18 protein-coding genes are annotated in these 19,674 nt (G+C 53.2%); 8 read left to right on the top strand and 10 right to left on the bottom strand.

Annotation, left to right across the window (positions count from 1 at the left end):
• Positions 1-5: 5 nt before the first annotated feature.
• Positions 6-950 carry a hypothetical protein gene (locus H616_RS0112560; protein ID WP_027967677.1) on the bottom strand — a complete coding sequence of 315 codons (945 nt, stop codon included), beginning with the start codon at positions 948-950 and terminating at the stop codon, positions 6-8.
• Positions 951-1,440: 490 nt separating this feature from the next.
• On the opposite strand from H616_RS0112560, the gene H616_RS0112565 reads away from it, so the two are divergent.
• On the top strand, positions 1,441-1,821 hold the full coding sequence (locus H616_RS0112565; RefSeq protein ID WP_027967678.1) for a hypothetical protein: 381 nt from the start codon (positions 1,441-1,443) through the stop codon (positions 1,819-1,821).
• Between the two features lie 6 nt (positions 1,822-1,827).
• Here the strand turns inward: H616_RS0112565 and H616_RS0112570 are convergent, their stop codons facing one another.
• On the bottom strand, positions 1,828-2,337 hold the full coding sequence (locus H616_RS0112570; RefSeq protein ID WP_027967679.1) for a hypothetical protein: 510 nt from the start codon (positions 2,335-2,337) through the stop codon (positions 1,828-1,830).
• 64 nt (positions 2,338-2,401) lie between these two features.
• Positions 2,402-2,908 carry a tetratricopeptide repeat protein gene (locus H616_RS0112575; RefSeq protein WP_027967680.1) on the bottom strand — a complete coding sequence of 169 codons (507 nt, stop codon included), beginning with the start codon at positions 2,906-2,908 and terminating at the stop codon, positions 2,402-2,404.
• Positions 2,909-3,178: 270 nt separating this feature from the next.
• Between H616_RS0112575 and yaaA the strand changes: the two genes are divergently transcribed.
• The gene (yaaA, locus tag H616_RS0112580) at positions 3,179-3,958 is read left to right on the top strand and encodes a peroxide stress protein YaaA (RefSeq protein ID WP_027967681.1); all 780 of its coding nucleotides are present in this window, start codon (positions 3,179-3,181) and stop codon (positions 3,956-3,958) included.
• Positions 3,959-4,011: 53 nt separating this feature from the next.
• On the top strand, positions 4,012-4,854 hold the full coding sequence (locus tag H616_RS0112585) for a Tim44 domain-containing protein (protein ID WP_027967682.1): 843 nt from the start codon (positions 4,012-4,014) through the stop codon (positions 4,852-4,854).
• Positions 4,855-4,928: 74 nt separating this feature from the next.
• Here H616_RS0112585 and H616_RS0112590 read toward each other — a convergent pair whose 3' ends face one another.
• The 7 genes from H616_RS0112590 to H616_RS0112620 all read right to left on the bottom strand — a co-directional run bounded on the left by H616_RS0112590 (position 4,929) and on the right by H616_RS0112620 (position 12,684).
• Positions 4,929-5,318 (bottom strand): glutaredoxin family protein, encoded by a 390-nt coding sequence (locus H616_RS0112590; protein ID WP_027967683.1) that lies wholly within the window; start codon positions 5,316-5,318, stop codon positions 4,929-4,931.
• A gap of 60 nt (positions 5,319-5,378) precedes the next feature.
• On the bottom strand, positions 5,379-5,726 hold the full coding sequence (locus H616_RS0112595) for a putative quinol monooxygenase (protein ID WP_027967684.1): 348 nt from the start codon (positions 5,724-5,726) through the stop codon (positions 5,379-5,381).
• 39 nt (positions 5,727-5,765) lie between these two features.
• Complete coding sequence (locus tag H616_RS0112600) at positions 5,766-6,959, bottom strand: GAK system CofD-like protein (RefSeq protein WP_027967685.1); 1,194 nt, start codon at positions 6,957-6,959, stop codon at positions 5,766-5,768.
• A gap of 155 nt (positions 6,960-7,114) precedes the next feature.
• Entirely contained in the window at positions 7,115-7,663 is a 549-nt protein-coding gene (locus H616_RS14995; RefSeq protein WP_051234286.1) for a DUF2799 domain-containing protein, read from the bottom strand.
• Positions 7,664-7,784: 121 nt separating this feature from the next.
• Complete coding sequence (locus H616_RS15000) at positions 7,785-8,426, bottom strand: CerR family C-terminal domain-containing protein (protein ID WP_035573201.1); 642 nt, start codon at positions 8,424-8,426, stop codon at positions 7,785-7,787.
• Positions 8,423-11,536, bottom strand: coding sequence for an efflux RND transporter permease subunit (locus H616_RS0112615; RefSeq protein ID WP_027967686.1), 3,114 nt, complete (start codon positions 11,534-11,536; stop codon positions 8,423-8,425). The genes H616_RS15000 and H616_RS0112615 overlap by 4 nt, the downstream gene beginning before the upstream one ends.
• 8 nt (positions 11,537-11,544) lie before the next feature.
• Positions 11,545-12,684, bottom strand: a complete 1,140-nt coding sequence (locus H616_RS0112620; RefSeq protein ID WP_084155903.1) for an efflux RND transporter periplasmic adaptor subunit — start codon at positions 12,682-12,684, stop codon at positions 11,545-11,547.
• Positions 12,685-12,917: 233 nt separating this feature from the next.
• On the opposite strand from H616_RS0112620, the gene amaB reads away from it, so the two are divergent.
• The 5 genes from amaB (at position 12,918) to H616_RS15010 (ending at position 19,673) form a co-directional block, all read left to right on the top strand.
• Positions 12,918-14,411, top strand: coding sequence for an L-piperidine-6-carboxylate dehydrogenase (amaB, locus tag H616_RS0112625; protein WP_027967688.1), 1,494 nt, complete (start codon positions 12,918-12,920; stop codon positions 14,409-14,411).
• Between the two features lie 85 nt (positions 14,412-14,496).
• Positions 14,497-17,316, top strand: coding sequence for an aminotransferase class III-fold pyridoxal phosphate-dependent enzyme (locus H616_RS15290; RefSeq protein ID WP_051234287.1), 2,820 nt, complete (start codon positions 14,497-14,499; stop codon positions 17,314-17,316).
• A gap of 19 nt (positions 17,317-17,335) precedes the next feature.
• Complete coding sequence (locus H616_RS0112635; protein ID WP_084155905.1) at positions 17,336-18,166, top strand: ABC transporter ATP-binding protein; 831 nt, start codon at positions 17,336-17,338, stop codon at positions 18,164-18,166.
• Between the two features lie 12 nt (positions 18,167-18,178).
• On the top strand, positions 18,179-18,889 hold the full coding sequence (locus H616_RS0112640) for an ABC transporter permease (protein WP_027967690.1): 711 nt from the start codon (positions 18,179-18,181) through the stop codon (positions 18,887-18,889).
• On the top strand, positions 18,882-19,673 hold the full coding sequence (locus H616_RS15010; RefSeq protein ID WP_084155907.1) for an ABC transporter permease: 792 nt from the start codon (positions 18,882-18,884) through the stop codon (positions 19,671-19,673). Before H616_RS0112640 ends, H616_RS15010 begins: the two co-directional genes overlap by 8 nt.
• Position 19,674 lies beyond the last annotated feature (1 nt).

The following is a 19,674-nucleotide window of genomic DNA, read 5'->3' on the forward strand; positions in this document are numbered from 1 at the left end:
GGTCGTCAGCGCTGCGGGTGGCGATAGCGCTCGGCGCCTTCAACAAAGCGGCGAAGTTCACCACAGGCCACTTCTGCACTCTGAGCCGAACGCGGCCGTGAGGTGTCCAGTCGTGACAGTGATACGGCGGCATTATCTAGCGCGGTTAGCGCTTGCTCGTGACGAGCAACGAGCTGGCGTATTGATTGCTCGGTCTGCTCGATGAGCGCCATGCGCTGACGGAGAGCATCGGTTTCGCTGGCTGAAAGTCGCGCAGCCTCGCTGCCCAGACGGCGTTGGATGTAAGCAACATCCATACCTCTGATGCCACGCGCCTGGGCGATCATGGTGTCTAAGTTGTCCTGAGCGCCATGACAAACATCTACCACAAGCTGTTGCGCTCTAGCGTGGGCTAGCTCGCCAGGCGCGAAGCGTTCATTCAGAATACTGAGCACATGGCGGTAACGACTATAGAGCCGGTCCACTTGCTGGGTTAAATCGTTGCGCCCAGCGTTGCTGAGCCCTTGCTTGGCACGGCATAGCGCTAACACAACCTCGTCGGCATCTTGCGGAGGCGAGTCGGGGTCTAGCTCTAGCAGGCCGGACTCGCGCCGTTGCTGCTCGCGCTGGGCCTGCTGTTGTTGCTGATGGCGGCGAATACGGTCATCCTGCCGGCGCCGTCGCCAGCCGCGATACCAACCGCGCAAACGTCGCTCAAGCGGAATTTCAATGGCGATCGCTGACAACCCGGCTAACCAGCCGATCAAGCTGACACCAAAGCCTCCCCACAGAGACGTCAGCCACATCAGTAAGCTGATAAAAGGTGCGGCCAGTGCATAGCGTAATAGTACCTGGAGCCGCCCAGCAGAGGTGTCGGGTAACGCCCGTTCCGGCTTGATCAGCCCGATGAGAGTCCAGGGCAGGCAGCTCAGGAACAGCCCGTAGGAAGCACCCTGCAAAAATTCTAACATCGAGAGTCAGTGCCTCCTTGGTGGTGCAGCATATGAATAGGTAGAGCGAAAGAATGTCATGGTAACGTTATGTGGGGGTATGTTCAGTAATACAAGTGCAGAGCTAGTGCTAAAATACCGGTCAGCAGAGCGATGGAGACCGCGACTATAACGAGTCTGTCGAGCCAGCGATCGAACCATAACCCTACGCGTGATGGGGGCGTGGACCGCTGCTCTCTTCGTGGGCTGGCACCTCGACGGCGACCGTTATCAGGCATGACGGTATGCCTTTGGGGGTTGAGTGGCATGATATGTAACCAGTAAGTGCAAGGGTGAGTGCCAGCATGGTGCCACAGCTCGTGGTTGATGGGCGTAAATTTCGCTGAACGATTTGTGAGCCATGCTTTCAAAGAGAGTAGACATTTCATCGTTCTCTCGTTGTATGAAGGGGCGGTATCTTGCCGCTCTCGTCAAAAAATTCCGTTAGCAGAGCGTTCGTCAGGAGAGTTATATGGACCCATCCCGTGACCCCAATCAAAATGCCGCTTGGCAGGCTGCTCGCCAATGGCAGGAGCGTGCACGTCAAGCTCGACCCAATCAGCGGGCGAGCGGCTTGCGGCTGTTGCTCACTTGGTTGGCATTTGGCGTAATGATGATTATTGGCACCATCATTGGGCTGTTTTTTCTGCTGATTGGCTGGGCCATGATGCCATTTGTTCGTCATCGCATGAAGAAGCGCATGGAGCAAATGCGTGCCGATAATGCTCAAGATATTGGCTCTGGCTCATATACATATACTGACCACGACTCAACACGCAGCCAGGGCGCTACGGAGTTCCTGGAGGGGGATTACGAAGTGAAGTCAGATGATCAGCCCAAAAGCGGGAGCTGAATATTGTCAGCTGTTGGCTGAATTATTGGTGAGCTCTAGCGTGCGCAAATAGGTCAGCTGGAGTAAGTGAGCGTCATCACCGGCACGATGGCGCTGGATGTCATTCGCCAAAATGACCTCTTCTTTGGTGGTGGTCCAGCATTCGACCTGAGCTTCACTAAGCAGTTTGCGCAGGGCTTCTAAACGGAAATTCGGCAGCATACCGGCATGATGAAACAGTAGCGATAGCCAAGTGTTGTCATAGCCCCAGCTGTCGCTATAAGCAATGCCGACCTCGCCCAGTTCGTCGTTGAGCCAGTGCGCGACTTGGCGTACTGGGTAGCCTTCGCGTTCAAGGCGCGCACGCGATAGCCCATGCAGTAACTCCGCTTTGGGATCCCAGTGGACCCACTCGTCAAGGGGCTGCACCAGAAACGCACAGCAGCTGGTATCAGCGCGGGCCAAGCCAACCTCTATGGGGTAGCTGCCGCGTCCAAATCCAGAAGCCTCGATATCCAGCAGTATCGGTAGCGTCATGAGTGGATCCTTGCTGGTGCGGCTCAAGCCGAGCTTATTGCCGCGTCATGAGTCGTTGGTCATCTTAGTGCTGTACGGTGGCGTCATTTTCATCAGCATCGGCACTCAGGCTATCTGCCAGCTGCTGCCAATAAAACATGCGCTCAGCGTCTTTTTCCAACCCTAGGTCGCCTTTGCGGTACGCTTTAGCCAAGCGCATAGCGGCCAGCACATGGCCTGATTCTCCCGCGCGTGCATACCAAGTGACGGCATGGTCGTTGCGCTGAGGGTATTGTGCTGTGCCGTACTCATGAATTAAACCTGCCTGATATTGAGCTTTGGCGTCGCCACGTTGCGCTGCCTCCATGACATAGAGCGCGCCACGCGCCTTATCCTGTGGCGTGTTACCGCGATGAAACAACATATGACCATACACGGATTGTGCGTCGGGATGTCCGGCATCCGCACAGCGCTGATAAAGGTGCATGGTGATTTTATGAACCCGCGGAGAGCGTGGCAGCCAGCGGGTGTGAAACAGCTGGTCGGCCAGGCGATATTCAAGGCGGGTAAACAGTGAGGATGCTTGCTGCATGGCTAACAACCCTGCGTCCTGTAAGTCGTTGCAACGCTTGGCACGATACCCCTGTGCCCACGCCGCATCATGGGAGAATTATGGTGCCTTGAACGCTCTCCAAGGCAAGGGAGCGCAAGCATACGCCTGGACAGCAGTCGACTCAAGCGTTGTGGATTTGTCAGCGTTAGGCGCGCTGGATACCATGCGAGAAGTGTCGTGCATAACCCGTTTATTTCTCTCCGCTCCTGATACACTTAGTGGCAGTTTTTGTGGACATAGGAGTACCCCATGCTGAGCGTGATTTCGCCGGCCAAGAAGCTGGATTTCGACACTCCAGCCAGCACGCCCAAAGCGACCCAGCCTGACTTTCTCGACTGCAGCCAAGAGTTGATCGAGGTTATGCGAGAGTATTCACCACAGCAGCTCAGTGAGTTGATGAAGGTGAGTGACCGTATTGCTGGATTAAATGCTGCCCGCTTTGCCGACTGGCAGCGCCCATTTACTGCAGAGAACGCGAAGCCGGCAGCCCAGGCTTTTCAGGGTGATGTTTATGTTGGCCTTGAGGCTGAACGGTTTGATGATGACGAAAATAATTATGCTCAGTCGCACTTAAGGATTCTGTCAGGGCTTTATGGCCTGCTGCGCCCACTGGACCTGATTCAACCGTACCGTTTGGAAATGGGTACCAAGGTGGCTAATCCTCGGGGAGAAGACCTGTATGCCTACTGGAAAAATGAGCTGGTAAGCGCGCTTGCCAGTGCTATTGCAGACAGTGGTAGCAATGTTTTGGTGAACCTTGCCTCCAATGAGTACTTCAAGGCAGTGGATACCAAGCGCCTTGACGCCAGAATACTGACCCCGGTTTTTAAAGACGAAAAGAATGGTCAGTATAAAATCATCAGTTTTTATGCCAAGAAAGCCCGTGGGCTGATGGCTGGCTGGATCATTCGAGAGCGCATCAACAGCCCCGAGGCGCTTAGTGAGTTTGATGTGGCCGGCTATCGTTTCTCGGCCAGCGAGTCGTCTGGTGATAAGCTAGTGTTTTGCCGTGCCGAGCAGGATCGGTAAGGCGCTCAACGCTGTTTTACAAAGCATCGTGAAATCAACGACGGAGAACGTCAATGCGTCACTTTTTTATCATGCTGATGGTTGCCACGCTAGGGTTTGGGGCCGCCATTGATAACGCTGAAGCTCGTCGTATGGGGGGGGGCAAAAGCATGGGCGGCTACTCTCGTTCGGCCAGCCCACAAAGCAATACGGCCACGACTAATAGCGCCGCTCAGGGGCAGCGTAAGCCGTCGGCAGGGTTGTCACGTTTTGCTGGCCCACTGGCAGGCTTGCTAGCCGGTGGTTTGTTGGCGTCGTTGTTCTTTGGTGGTGCCTTCGATGATCTGCGCATGCTTGATATTTTATTGATCGGAGGCGCGATTTTTCTGCTAATGCGGCTTTTGGCATCACGTCGTCGTGCGGCGATGGCCAGTGGCCCTGATGCTCACAGTGACCGTGACGAGATGACGGGTAAGCCTCAGGCATTTCAGAATGGCAGCGATGTTGCCGGGGGGGCTTCGGCTAGCGGTAGCGCTACAGCGGCGCATCCAGCTTGGTTTGACGAGCAGCGCTTTCTCAACGATGCCAAGCAGCATTTTATGACGTTACAGCGGGCTTGGGACAATAACGATTTCGCAGGCATTCAGGATTATGTGACGCCTACGCTTTACAACACACTGAAAGCCGAGCGTGCTGAGCATCCGGCGAACAACCGCACCGAAATTGTACGCTTGGAGGCAGAGTTGGCTGACGTGCGTGAATACGTGGGGCAAACCGAAGCCTCAGTGCGTTTTCATGGCATTATTGATGAAAATGGTGAACAAAATGCGTTTAGTGAGGTTTGGCATTTAATTCGCGAGATGCGTGATAACGCACCTTGGCACCTGCAAGGTATCGAACAGCGCGAAGACGTATGATGTAAAACAGGCAGGCGCTTTTACAACGGCGCCTGCCTGTTTGTGATACGACACGATGATAGATAGTGTGAGCGTTATGGTCCGAACTGCTTATTCAGCCAGTCGTTGATGTCGCTGGACTCATACAGCCACTCAACACGGTCATCGTGATCGATGCGTAGACAAGGCACTTTGACTCTACCCCCTCCTTCCATCAGCGCCTGACGGTGCTGCGGGTTTTTCTGAGTATCGCGTAGTTCGATATTCAGCCCTAAACGAGCCATTTCCTTGCGCACCTTGATACAGAACGGGCAGGTGCGGAATTGATAAAGTGACAGCGCTTTACAGGCATCATCAATTTTTGCCTGTTCTTCAGCTGAGCGCTCTACCGCAGGCTTTGGCGTAGACAGCTTCTCGGAAACAATCATGACCGGGGCTAGCACCAAGCGCAGGCCGCGGAAGAAGTAGCGAAACACGATTTTCATGAGTAGTGACAAACCTCAATAATGACAACGTATGATGACAATGTACGGAGACCGGCATTTTCACAGCGCGGGTGCGTCGTAGTCTACGGGTTCGTCGGTATAAACGCAGACATTGGCATCTTCGATATAGCCATTAGGGTTTTCCAAGTGGGCGGCAAAAAACTCACGGATTTCACGACGTTGGCAGTGGGCTTCAAAAGCAGGCCGGTTTGCCCAGATTTCATGAAAGACAATCGGGTAGCTATTGCCTTGGGCAAAGGGGTTGTCAATATGACGAGTTACCGTATACATCAAGCAGGCATCTTCACGATGCGCGTTGGGCTCCAGCGCTTGCAGGGCGCGGAATAGAGCGTCTTCTTTACCGGTTTTGGGTTTGAAGCTGGCGGTGCAGTAAATTTTCTGTGACATCAGGTGGCTCCTTGTCAGAGTGGGAGGGGGACTGGCGTGTCAGACCAGCGACATTAACGCAGTGATCAGTAAGTCAGGGTCATAGTAGGGCGCACTTTTTGAGGTGATAAGCGGCGTGTCAATTAGCTGAATACCTAGTGCTTCAATGGCTTTGTCATCAATGCCGCCAGGGTAGTTGCCATTGGTGCGATCAACCAGAATGTAGCCCAATAGTGCCTGATTGGGGCATTCGTTGCCTGCATCGTAGCGTAATGTCGCCAGCAGGGTGGTGATCAGCTGCTGCTGGGTTCGCCCAATTTGCTCTGGGTCAGGGCAGGGGTTAGGAATATAGACTTTCGGGCAGTAATTATCGCGAACTGCGCAGCCGACACCACGAGGTAGCAGGTTAGCCATGACGCTGGTGTGAAAGCTTCCCGGAGGGTAACAGATCAGTTCAGCAGACTCGATCAAGCGTAGGCTCTTGTCGCTGAGGCTGGCACTCACTGGCACCCAGGCATCGCATTGTGCTGAAAGCCCGACGTGTGCGACGCCGCTTGCCAGTGGTGCAACTTCTTTACCGGTGATTCGATGCTGGCCCAGTACCTGACTACCATCATCAAGCACTGCGCTTAGGTGATAGTTTTCACTGACGGTAGGGCGCACGATGCCCCGCACGTGTACCAGCTTTGAAAACAGAAAGATGATGGGGTCCAATTGCTGGTGGTTATTCAGATAGCCACCGGCCAGTATCAGGTTGCCGATACTGGCACCGCGCAGGTCAAAACCTGGGGGCATCTGTTTTATGAAAAAGCCCAGTTGGTTACAGATCAGCTGGCGCATGGGGTCATTGATCGCCGTGGTCAGTGAGTGACGGCCAGTGGCTAGCTCAATCAAGGTGTCATGCAGCGACTCGGCAGATGCGTTGGGTGGCAGGCGATGATTGAATAGCTGATAGACCTCAGGGTGGCCCAGTACCGTATCGTCGGCCAGAGCCATTAAACGATTGCGCAAATCGCCAATAGCGGGCATGTCGAAGGCTTGGCGCAGCTTGGCGGAGCTGCCACCGGAATCAAACGGAGTCACCAGGTGAATGGTGTTATGGCTGTAATGTTGCAAACGGCTGGCGACTTGATCAAGTGCGGTGCCACCACTGAAAAATAGCAACCTGGGGCCAAGCTCAGGGGCCTTGCAGTAGCGGCTGACGCGAAGGGGATCGGGTACAAGTGCTGTTCGGGTGACCCTGACGTCGACCATGCTATGCACTCCTTTATTTGCGTGTCTTCTTGTGGCTTATGCGGGTCGCTAACCTTTTGATTAATTGCAAGCTGCAGGTAGCACAAGGCATGTTTTTCCCTATTCTACCTGTTCCGGCTGGTGAAGGTGCCAAGTTGAGACGACGGCTAATCACGCTACCTTTGTGCTGGCATTGAATAACGCTGCTCTAAGCGAATCAGTTCGTGCTGTTGGTGGCGATAATCGCGGTACAGGTTGCGCAGCTCGTGATTGAGTCGCTTACGCTCTTTGTCATCCAGCTTGTCGCTGTCGAGCTGGCGTTCGAGGCGGTCGATGTGCGTCTCTCGCCGCTTAAGCTCGCTTTCGGCATCATGTACGACCAATCCATCGCGGTAGCGAGCAAGAAACTCTGCTTCGAGCCTGGCTGGGCACACGTTGTGATAGCGCGCCCCCTTGAGACCCTGTTGATAGCCGTTGTGGGGCGTGCAGTAGTCTAATAAGCCGACTTCGCGCCCTTGGGAATATTCGTTTTGGCTAATGCTGACGCCATACTCGGCACAGGCTTTTTGATGTTCAAAGAGGCGTGCCGCGGGGTAGCCTTCGCGGCCATCCATGCGCCCGAGCTGCTCCCAGCTCATAGTACGACACTGGCCCTCTGATAGTGTCGCACAACCCGAAAGGAGCGTTAGGGCGCTGAGTAAGGCGAGCTGCGGTAGAGCGGTCATGGCGGTCTCCTAACGAGAGGTGGCTTGACTGCATGGTAGCAGTTCGCCGTGGAGCGAGTAGTGGCTGTTTAGCGCGTTTAATTTCGACGTGGCGAATTGGCACTGGAGCTGGAGGAGGGGGTCAGGTGTTGGCTGCCCCAAGTTGGTTTATGTGGCCTGTGATAATGGCATCGATGTTGGCGAGGGCGTCGTCGTTGAAATGTGTTAGCCCTAAGCGGCGCAACAGCACTTCGCGGCCTACTAGCAGAAAAAGCACCTGACCCACCAGAGTATGAGTTTCCACGATGACGTGATGGCTTTTCTGGGGTAGTCCAGTAATGCGGGCAATCAGGGCGCTGATGCCCTGCTGGATATAGCCAAATGCCCTGTCATATAAAATATCGAAGGCTTCGCTAGGTTGAACCTGCTCGCGGACGATTAATAGCATCCAGCGGCGACATTCCTGGTCTTCGGTGACAATACGTACCATTTGTTTGAGGCGTTTTTGCAGTATTTGACGAGCATGGTGGGCATCTGTCGGTACCTCAGTGCTTGTGGTGTTATCTGAAGGTAGCCCGAGGCGTTGACGTAACGCATCGGCAATATAGTGTGTGGAGGCGAGATAGAGCCCATGTTTGTTACCGAAGTAATAAGCGATAGAGCCAATATTTGCATTAGCGGCTTCAGCTAATTCGCGCGTCGTGGTGCCTTTAAAGCCTTGTTCACCAAACAAGTCGATAGCGGCATCTATTAGCCGCTGGCGCGTACTTTGGGAATGGGTCATGAGGGCTGAACCTGTGGTTTGTGCTGGCGAGTGCTGATAGAGAAGAACAGGCTATAGAGCACCGGAACCACACCAAGGCTCATGATAGTGCCTATTGCCAGGCCGCCAGCCATCGCTGCGGCCATGCCATAAAACATTGGGTCGTGGCCGATAATCAACGGCATGAAGCCGAGCACCGTGGTAATAGCCGACATCAGAATCGGTCGCAAACGACGCGAGCAAGCACGAATGATGGCATCAAGATCGTTGCCTGGTGTTTCTCTGCGCTCAATATCAATACGGTCGATTAGCACAATAGCGTTATTGATAATGATACCGGCTAAGCTGTAGATGCCCAATAACACGGTGAAGCCAAAATCCGCGCCAGCTATCAGCAGCCCCACTGCGACGCCGACAATGACCAGTGGAATAGTTGCAACGATCAACAGCGGGCGTTTGTAGGAATTGAACTGGGCGACCAGCAGCACGAAGATGAGCCCGATACAGAGCGGTAGGTTGGCTTGCAGGGCAGCCTGGCCCTCGGCAGACTCTTTGACGACACCGTCAAATTCGATCCAGTGACCGGTTGGCAACTGTTGTTCTAACGCGTCTAGCTCAGGGCTGATTTTTGCCACCATGTCTTCAGCGGTGAGGTAACGGTTGCGCCCAGATACCGTTAGCGTGCGCACCATATCTTCGCGGTCGATGCGATAGAAGCCGCTGGCTAGCTCGACATTGGCAACTTGCGCCAAAGGAACGCCTGCACCGGGGTTGCCTAGTGGATAAACGGTCAGTGACTTTAAGCGCTCAACATTGGTGCGATCAGAATCGGCATAGCGCATCATGATAGGGATAGTTTTATCGCCTTCACGAAACTGACTCATGTGGTAACCGTCGATAGCGCCCGCCAGCGAGCGTGCAATATCTTTTGATGTTAGCCCCGCTGCACGTGCGCTGGCTTGATTTATCTCAATGCTTAGTGACGGAATGCGAGCCTCCCAGCTCTGGCGAATATCTCGTGCGCCATCAACAGCGCCTAGCACGTCTTCAATCTGGCGCGAGGCGTTATATAGCACGTCGCGGTCTGGCCCTTTGACCTGAACCTGTAGCAAGGTGCTGTCTGACGGGCCAAGAAACATCCGCGTTACTTGAGGGAAAATATCGGGGTGGCGCTCGGCAAGTAGCGCTCGTGTCGCCTCAAGGACTGCGTCAACACGCTTGGCATCGGCCACGCTCAACACCATAAAGCCTTTATTGGGCGAGGGGTCGATGGGCGTGAGTGAAAGCACAAAGCGCGGGCCGCCGAAGCCCGCATAAGCGGCGATACTGGTTAGGTCGTTATGCAGGCCAGGGTCTTCAAGCAACGCCTTGCTGAGTGCTTGCATGCGCTGGTCTGTCTGATTGGCGGCGATATCCGAAGGGAAGTCGATAGTGACCAGCACCTGGCTGCGGTCGGAGTCGGGAAAGAACTTCATCGGCACGTGTTGCATCATGATAACGCCAGCAACCAGGGTAAGAACCATCATTCCCAGAAACAGCGCCCTGTGCCGGAGTAGCGCCCTGAGCGTGTGAGCATAGCGATTTGCCAGTTTGCGAAATACTCGATCAGACAGATTGTCGCGAGTCTCATCAGTTTCTGGCTCTTGAGTGCTGCGTATAGGTTGTTTGAGAAAGCGGTGACACAGCGCTGGTGTTAGCGTGAGCGACAGAAACCAGGAGCTAAGCAGAGTGATGGCGATAACAATTGAGATCGAGCGGGTGTATTCGCCAGATACATGATCTGCCAGCAGCAATGGCAGAAACACCAGGATGGTAGTGAGTGTGGATGACAACAGCGGTAGTGCCAGTTCGTGGCCGGTTTCCTGGAGTGCCTGGTCGCGGGTGCGGCCCATCGACAAGCGGGTTTTGAAATCCTCAGCCACCACAATAGCGTTATCTACTAGCAACCCCAGCGCAATGACCAGTGTGGCCAGGCTAGCGCGCTGCAGTGTGATATCCACCAGACCCATAACGCCGAGTGTGACTAGCATCACAGTAGGAATAATTGAGCCAACGATTAGCCCGGTGCGCACGCCAAGAAATAAGATGACGACGCCCAGCACAATGGCCAGTGTTTGGATAACACTGGAAGTGACGCCATACACGGCATTAGCAACCTGCTCGGGCTGGAAGGTCATGATGTCTAAGCGGTAACCTGCAGGCAGTGTTTGGCTGATGTCGTCGAGGCGTTGCCGCACAAGGTGGCCGTAGTCCATCACACTGACGCCCTCTAACATCGAGATGGCCAGCACAATGGCCGGTTGACCATTGAAGTAGGCGCGTCGACTGGCAGGGTCTTCATAGCCGCTATGTATTTCGCCAACGTCGCGTAGGCGCAAGGTACTACCTTCCGGCAGCTGAATTTCCATATTGGCCAAAGCATCAAGGCTTTGTAGCTCACCGCTGACTTCAAGCGCCAGCCGTTGGTTATCGGCTTGAAGTACGCCAGCGGGTGAATAGATATTGCGTTGTTGAATCTGTTCGCGAAGGCTTGATGGTGACAGGCCCAGTTCGGCCAGTCGTGACTCGTCAACATCGATGAATACGCGCTGTTCCTGTACTCCGATCAACTCAACACGTTTGGTGCCTTCAATGCCGTAAAGCAGTGTGCGTGCGTGCTCGGCCATTTCCAATTGCTCGGCATGGCTGAAGTCATCTGCGGTCAGTGCCGCAGTCACGACGGCCACATCACCGAACTGGTTATTGAAGTGAGGTTCTCGGGTACCTTCAGGCAGAGATTGTTTGGCTGCCAGAATGCGCTGATTAACGTCGTCCCATATTTGTGCCAGGTCAAAATAGTGGTCTTGAATTTCGACGTGGATGATTGAGCGCCCGCGCATTGACGTTGAGCGAATGCGCTTGATCTCACCGACATGGCGAATGCTCTGCTCTAGAGGCTTAGTAATATTTTCTTCGACCTGCTCGGCAGGTAGGCCGGGGAACTCAGTCGTTACCACCGCTTCGCGGATTGTGATGGATGGATCTTCCCGGGCGGGTAGCGTGAAGTAGCTCCATAACCCGAACAGCATAGCCATGACAGTGGCTAGAAAAAGCACGGGACGATACCGGAAAGCTGCTTGGCTTAAGTTCATGATGAGCCTCAGTTAAAGCGCTTTGGCCCTTGGCCGAGCAAGCTGACGGTTTGCCCCGGGCGCACAAATTCTGTTCCCCTGGCCACAATACGCTCGCCAGAGGCTAGCTCGCCGCTGACTTCTACCTGTTTCTCGCCCAGCGTTATCACCTCCACCGGCACCGCCTCAAGCGTCATGGCATCCGTCACCTTGAGTACATGATGGCGTTTATTTTCGTCGTAGACCAAAGCGGTCATGGGCAATTGCACACCACGGGGATGGCCGGTATCGAGCATGGTTAGCTGAATTTCTGCCGTCATGCCGGAGCGTATTCCCTTGGGCGGGTTGGCCAAGTGGAGGATTAGTGGATAGTCGTTGGAAGAGCGTGGTTGGCTACCTAGGTGGCGCAGTGTTGCGTCGTACTCAGCATCGCTCAGAGCGGGTAACGTGACGGTGTGGCGTGAGCCTGTCGTTAATAAATCGACCAAGGTTTCGGGCACCGAGCCTTCCACATCGAAGCCTTGGCGGTCTGAGATGATTTCGAGTACCGGTTGGTTAGCGCTAACACGTTCAGAGGGTTCAGCAAGCCGTTGGCTGACTGAGCCATCATATGGGGCGGTGAGTGTGGTTAAGTTGAGGTCTCGGCGTGCCAGCTCAAGAGCTGCTGCTGCTGATTGCTGGCGTGAACGAGCGCTGTCTAGGGCGGCTTTTACTGTGTCTAGGCGCGCTTGGCTGACGTAGCCTTTCTCGGCCAGCGTGGTATGGCGCTGATAGTCTTGTCGTTTCTCGGTTAATGCCGCTGCTGCTTCACGTTGTTGAGCCTCACGCTGACCCAGCACCAGCCGATAACGCTGTTTATCAAGCTGTACTAAAGGCTCGCCGGCAATAAAGGCTTCGCCCACATCGATATCAAGTGTTTCTATCTTGCCCGGCACTTCAAAGCTCAACGTCGTTTTTTCAGCGGCAGCCACACGCCCAGATAGCTGCGTTATGGCGGCAGATGGCTGGTCATTGATGAGGTAAGTATCCACGACCTTGGGTGCCTGAGTCGTGCCCTCCGGCTCAGATGAGCAGCCGCTGAGCAAGAGTACACAGAGCAGCACAGCGTTGATGCGTAGAGTACGCCTGCTTGGTAAGTAGTGCAGAACGCAGTAGGAAGAAAAAGGCATGGATTGACCGCCCGCTGGCTAAGGCGCTCAGAAACCCGAGCGCGTATGGACAAAGAGCAGAAAGTGTATTGATCAAATGATTAAACTGCAAACAAGGTGGAGTCTAGACTGACCGAATACGAAAAAAAGGAATGATCAGTGTATTAAACATCGTTTGAGGTGAGCTGAATTTTCTAGCGATACTGCAAATAACTTCATTGTTAAAAACTAAGCCTATTTAATAGGAGGAAAGAATGATCAACGCCATTATGCAGCGCCTCGGTGTTACCACTGAGCAATATCAGCAGGGTGATCTGGAGATTACCTCTCCGATTAATGGGCAGGTGATCGGCAAGGTTGTTTTGGAAAGCGCCAGTGCAGTCGACACCCGTATAATCAAAGCCGAACAGGCGTTTAAGCTGTGGCGCCAGGTTCCAGCTCCTAGGCGTGGCGAACTGGTACGTCTATTTGGCGAACAATTGCGCCTCCACCGAGAAGACCTTGGCGCTCTGGTCAGCCATGAGTGCGGCAAGATCTTGCCCGAGGGGATTGGCGAGGTACAGGAAATGATTGATATCTGCGACCTGGCGGTTGGCCAGTCGCGGCAGCTATTCGGTCTGACCATCGCTTCAGAGCGCCCCGGCCATCACATGCGTGAAACCTGGCATCCGCTGGGCCCGGTCGGCTTGATTACTGCGTTCAACTTCCCGGTCGCGCCCTGGGCCTGGAACGCCGCCCTTGCACTGGTCTGCGGCAATAGCCTGATCTGGAAGCCATCCGAAAAAACACCACTCACAGCCCTAGCTTGCCAGGCACTGCTGGAGCGCGCCATGACGGAGTTCGGTGACGATGCACCTGAGCATCTCAGTCAAGTAGTCATCGGCGACCGCGCCATCGGTGAGTGTATGTCCGATGATCCGCGCTTGCCCCTTGTCAGCGCTACGGGCAGCACGCGCATGGGGCGCGACGTGGGACCACGGGTTGCAGCCCGCTTCGGGCGCAGTATCCTGGAGCTAGGCGGTAATAACGCGATGATCCTGGCGCCTAGTGCTGACCTAGACATGGCTGTGCGTGCGATTCTGTTCTCTGCAGTAGGTACTGCCGGTCAGCGCTGCACGACGCTACGCCGCCTGATCGTTCATGAGTCTGTGAAAGAAGAAGTGCTGAAACGTCTCAAGAAAGCCTACGCAGGTATCTCCATCGGCAATCCCCTGGAAGGTAACCTGGTTGGCCCCCTCATTGACCGCCAAGCCTTTGACCAGATGCAGGATGCCTTGGACAAGGCGCGTAAAGAAGGAAGTAAGGTATTTGGCGGCGAGCGCCAGCAGGTCGCTGACGCAAAGGATGGCTACTACGTCGCGCCGGCCATTGTTGAGGTTGATGAACAGAGTGAGCTGGTCAAGCACGAGACCTTTGTTCCTATCCTTTACGTCATGGGCTATAGCGAGTTTGGCGAAGCCATGCATCTGCACAACGACGTACCCCAAGGACTCTCCTCGTGCATTTTCACAACCGACGTGCGTGAAGCTGAAACCTTCACCTCTGACATGGGCAGCGACTGCGGCATCGCCAACGTCAATATTGGCCCCAGCGGTGCAGAGATTGGCGGTGCCTTCGGTGGCGAAAAAGAGACCGGTGGTGGCCGTGAGTCAGGCTCCGACGTATGGAAGAGCTACATGCGTCGCCAGACCAACACCGTGAACTACTCTGACGAACTGCCGCTGGCACAGGGGATCAAATTCGATTAAAGCTAGATTAGGTGCGCCTCTGATGGCTAATCTGCTGAAAGGCCATCAGAGGTGAAACAAGCCATTACAACGATAATGAGAAGACATGATGTTACAGGTGAGCCACTCTCCGACGGTTTTGGAACAGTACCTTCTCGACACGATACATCAAGCATATGGTATGAAAGGCAAGCTTGAGCGTCTGGACGGCTATGCAGATCAGAACTTTCGTCTCGATCTGGCTGACGGTGCCCGTTTTCTTGTCAAGCTTAGCCGGGCGCCTATTACCGAAGCTGAAGTTGCTCTCATGGTTGCCCTGGAAAGTGCCGGAGATACGGGGTTTGAACTGCCACGCCATCTGCGCACCCGGGATGGCCAGGCCAGTATTGGATTGACGTTGGATGGCAAAGTCTGGCGGCTGCGTCTGCTGAGCTATCTGGAAGGGACGCTATGGGCCGAGGGCTTGGCACCTTCTTATGCCCAGCTGTATACCGCAGGAGAAAACCTGGGATTACTTGATCGTGCACTGGAACAACTCGACGCAGAGGTTCTTGGTTGGCCCGAAAGCTATACCCACGACTGGGACCTTTCCTCCTACACTCAGCTAGTCGAGCATGCCGAACTGGATGGTCTGCCGTATGAGTTACGCGAGTCTATGGTGGAGTGCATAGATTTCATTAGTGCGCGGGAGAGTCAGCTTTCTCACCAGCTCATACATAACGATGCCAATGACTATAATTTGTTTCTGCTATCTCTTACGTCAGAGTTTCCAAGTGGCCTGATTGATTTCGGAGACACCTGTCAGAGCTTTGCAGTGGTCGAGCTTGCTGTGGCTGCAGTATACCTGACTGATGGGGCTGCTGACCGACTTGAAGCACTCAAGCAGCTGACTTTGGGCTATCAACAGGTCAGGTCGTTGACGACAGCCGAGATTGAGTGTCTGCCACGCTTTGTAATGCTACGTATCATCATGAGTCGGCTTAACTATCTGCAAGCACGCACCCAGAGGGATGATGACCCTTACGTTGCCATCTCTCAGGAGCAGATCATGCGTCAGTGGCGGGCTTTTACCGCCTTTGGCCTAGAGCTGCTGACAGATGAGCTGATCGCAGCCTGCTATCCCGATGAGGGGCATGTTTCTCTGGCTGAGCGGCAAGTAAGGCTGGCCAAGCAGGGGTTGGTGCAGATAGAGAGCAGCTCAGGTGAGAAAGTGGGTCCGGCCGCTCTCACGTCTGATGGCTCCTTCTCTAAATTGCTATCAGAAGCCGAAGACCAAGTCTGCGCAGGTGAAAGCTTTCTCGCACAACAAGATGTTGTACTGCACATTAATGTCTGTGTTACGCAGTTGGAGCAGTTCGCCGACGGTTTTACTTTCGAGCTGCATGACAGCCGGCTTGGTGATCTGTGTTTGATGGTGCATCGGATGGTGCCTGATCAGCCCCTGCCCGATGTCGAACACGATGCACAGGGCATCCGGCTTTTACTTGAGGGCGGGCAGAAAATTGCTCTGACCTGCCTGTGGGGCGGCGTCAATAAGAGCAGCATGCGTCAAAAACGTTGGGTTGATGCCCGCGACTGGCCAGCGATGGCTGCTGCCTATATTGACCCAGTGCTGATATTCGGTGTCGGGACGATCTATGGCCGCCGTAATGACGTTTCAACCTTGATACACGCCCGTCAACAGCTGTTATCCCCAACCTTGAGTCATGCCTATCTCCATCCGCTTAAGATTGTATCTGGCGATATGGCTTATCTGGTTGCTGAGGATGGGCGGCGCTATCTCGATATGGTCAATAATGTTTGCCACGTAGGGCATGCTAATCCACGTGTTGTGGAAGCAGGTGCGCAGCAAATGGCCAAGTTGAATACCAATACTCGCTATCTGCACGACACTATTGTGGCGTACTCCGAGCGGCTGTTAGGAACATTGCCAGACCACCTAGAGGTTGTGTTTCTGGTTAACTCCGGCAGTGAGGCCAATGATCTGGCGATGCGTCTTGCACGCCAATATACCAAGCGGCACGACCTGGCAGTGCTGGAGCATGCTTACCATGGACACCTGTCAAGTCTGATTGATATCAGCCCGTACAAACATGACGGTGCTGGTGGGAAAGGGACGCCGGAACACGTGATCAAGTTACCCTTCCCCGACACCTACCGCGGGCGCTATCGCGGCAACGATGCTGCTGAACGGTATCTGGCAGATGCGTTACAAACACTGGGTGATGCCCGAGAGCAGCCAGCCGCTTTATATGTTGAAAGCTTTGCTGGTGTAGGTGGCCAATGGATCTGGCCTGCCCACTATATTGAAGGGCTGACTCGCCACCTTCAAAAGGCAGGCACGCTGTACATTGCCGATGAAGTTCAGGTGGGGTTTGGTCGTGCGGGCTCAAGTTTCTGGGCTTTCGAACAGTATGCCGTGCAGCCAGATATTGTCACTCTTGGTAAACCAATCGGTAACGGTCATCCCATCGCTGCGGTGGTGACAACTCGTGCTATCGCCGAATCGTTCCGGACTGGAATGGAATACTTCAACACCTTTTCAGGAAACCCTGTGTCCTGCGCCATTGCGCTGGCAGTGCTTGAAGAGGTTCAGACCAATAATCTTCAAAAGCATGCGCAAAACCTGGGTGAAGAGCTGAAACAGCAACTTGAATTATTGGCAACACGCTTTCCGAAAGTGGGCCAGGTACGTGGTAGTGGATTGTTTGTTGGTGTTGAAATTATAAAAGGACTGAGCCTCGAGCCGGATAGTCAAACAGCAAAAGATATTTGTCACTATCTGCGGCTTAACGGTGTACTGCTTTCAACTGATGGGGTAGATGACAACGTACTCAAGATCAAGCCCCCTCTTGTAATACAGTCTCAGGACATGGAGATATTCTTACGCCTTTTGGAGCTAAGTTTCTTAAAGTACTGTTATTAATCCTTGGGGCAATATAATCATGATAAAAATAATTGAAACACTAGGTGTTGCGAACAAATCGTTAGCCAGTGAAAGCAGAGATAGTGTAGAGTCCGAGACATTACTTAAAGCCACTAAAATCGAAAAAAATTTTGGAAATACTCCAGTACTTAAAGGGATCAGTCTGACGGCCAATCGTGGCGATATCATTACTCTGATTGGTTCTTCAGGGTCGGGGAAAAGCACTTTTCTGCGATGTCTTAACCTCCTAGAACAGCCTGATGGTGGCGAACTGGAAGTGCACGGCCAGAAAATCGGATTCAAAAATACACGTCACGGCCGAGCTCCTGAGAACGACAGGCACGTTCAGTGGATGCGCTCCCGCGTTGCCATGGTTTTTCAGAACTTCAATCTGTGGGCGCACATGACGTTATTGGAAAACATTGTTGAAGCTCCTATCCATGTGCTGGGTGTTTCGAAATCCAAGGCTTACGAGCATGCGCATTCGTTACTTGAAAGGGTGGGGCTTGCTGAGCGTTCCGAGCATTATCCTTCGCAGCTCTCTGGTGGGCAGCAACAGCGCGGGGCTATCGCTCGAGCCCTGGCAATGAATCCTGATGTCATGCTTTTCGATGAGCCTACTTCAGCTCTGGATCCGGAATTGGTGGGTGATGTTCTCAGAGTAATACGAAGCCTCAAGGAAGAAGGGCGCACCATGATACTGGTCACCCATGAGATGCAGTTTGCTGAAGATGTGTCGACCAAGATCATGTATTTGAATCAGGGAAAAGTGGAGGAAGTGGGAACACCCAGCCAGATATTCGGGCATCCATCATCGGCGCGCTTGCGTCAGTTTCTGTCAACGCGTTGAGCGAGGTGCACTGTGCTGAATCTTCATGGTTACGGAATGCGGCTGTTTGAAGGCGCACTGGTTACTATCGAGCTTGCCGTGCTCTCATTGGTGATTGCAGTTCTGTTCGGCTTGATGACTGCGAGTGCCAAGCTGTCCGGTAATCGGATGCTACACCTGTTGGCTACCCTGTATACAACACTGATCCGTGGTGTGCCAGACTTGGTGTTGATGATGCTGTTTTTCTTTGGTGGTCAGACTCTGGTGAACAGTCTCTCCGACGCGGTGTATGCCAGGTTCGGCGTAGACTTTTTTATTAATATCAATCCCTTTGTTGCCGGAGTGCTGACAATAGGGCTGATATTTGGCGCCTATATGGGGGAAACGTTCCGCGGTGCCATACAGTCAGTTGAAAAGGGGCAAGTAGAAGCTGCAGCCGCGTGTGGAATGAGTCGCAGCCTTATATTTCGCCGTGTGAAGTTCCCCTTGATGATGAGCCATGCCCTCCCTGGGCTTTCAAATAACTGGCAGGTATTGCTGAAAACTACGGCACTGGTATCCATTATTGGTCTTTCAGATATGGTCAGGGTGGCAACACAGGCATCGAAGGCAACTTTTGAACCCTTTACCTTCATGCTTTTTGTGGGTGCTGTTTATCTTATTCTGACAAGTTTTTCTGAGTGGATTTTCAAGCGCCTAAGGCTAAAATATCACGCTGGGTATGTGGGAGCAGCTAATGACTGATCTATTGCCAGTAGAAGTGACAGTCTGGTTGATGAATCGTGATATTTTCACACCTGCCACACTAGAGGTTTATTGGGTTGGAGTAAAAGCGACATTAAAACTTGTTTCGCTGTCATTGCTTTTTGGCTTTATTATTTCGCTACCATTATCTTTTGCGAGAGCATCAAGCAACAGCTTTATCAGGGTTCCTGTTAAAATTTACACCTATATATTCCGCGGCACACCGCTTATTATTCAGCTGTATCTTATGTATTATGGTGTGGTATTCATTGATGACGTGAAAGATAGTTGGATGTGGCCACTGGTAAAGGATCCGTTTTTGCCAGCACTGGTTGCCTTTACACTTAATACTGTAGCTTATACCACTGAAATATTTCATGGGGCGATTGCTAACACACCAAGAGGAGAGGTTGAGGCAGCCAGGGCGTATGGAATGAATACATTTCTGCTTTATCGGCGTATTATTTTTCCTAGTGCTTTTCGCCGGGCTTTGCCGTCCTATGGTAATGAGGTAATACTCACACTTCACGCGAGTGCCATTGCCAGCACGGTAACGATAATGGATATTACTGGTGCTGCGCAGTTTGTTTATTCTCGATTTTATGCGCCGTTTAGTGCTTTTACTTTTGCGGCTGTCCTATATCTGGTGATTACGTTAGTTCTTCTATATATAATTCGTAAGCTGGAATCACGCTTCAACCCCCAGTTAAGGGAGGTCAGGAAAAGTCGACGTAAAATGATGTTCTTTGGAAACGCTATTCAGGAAAAAAGACCAGGAGCTTAAC

It is taken from the genome of Halomonas halocynthiae DSM 14573, assembly GCF_000425725.1.
GTDB classification, from domain to species: Bacteria; Pseudomonadota; Gammaproteobacteria; order Pseudomonadales; family Halomonadaceae; genus Halomonas; species Halomonas halocynthiae.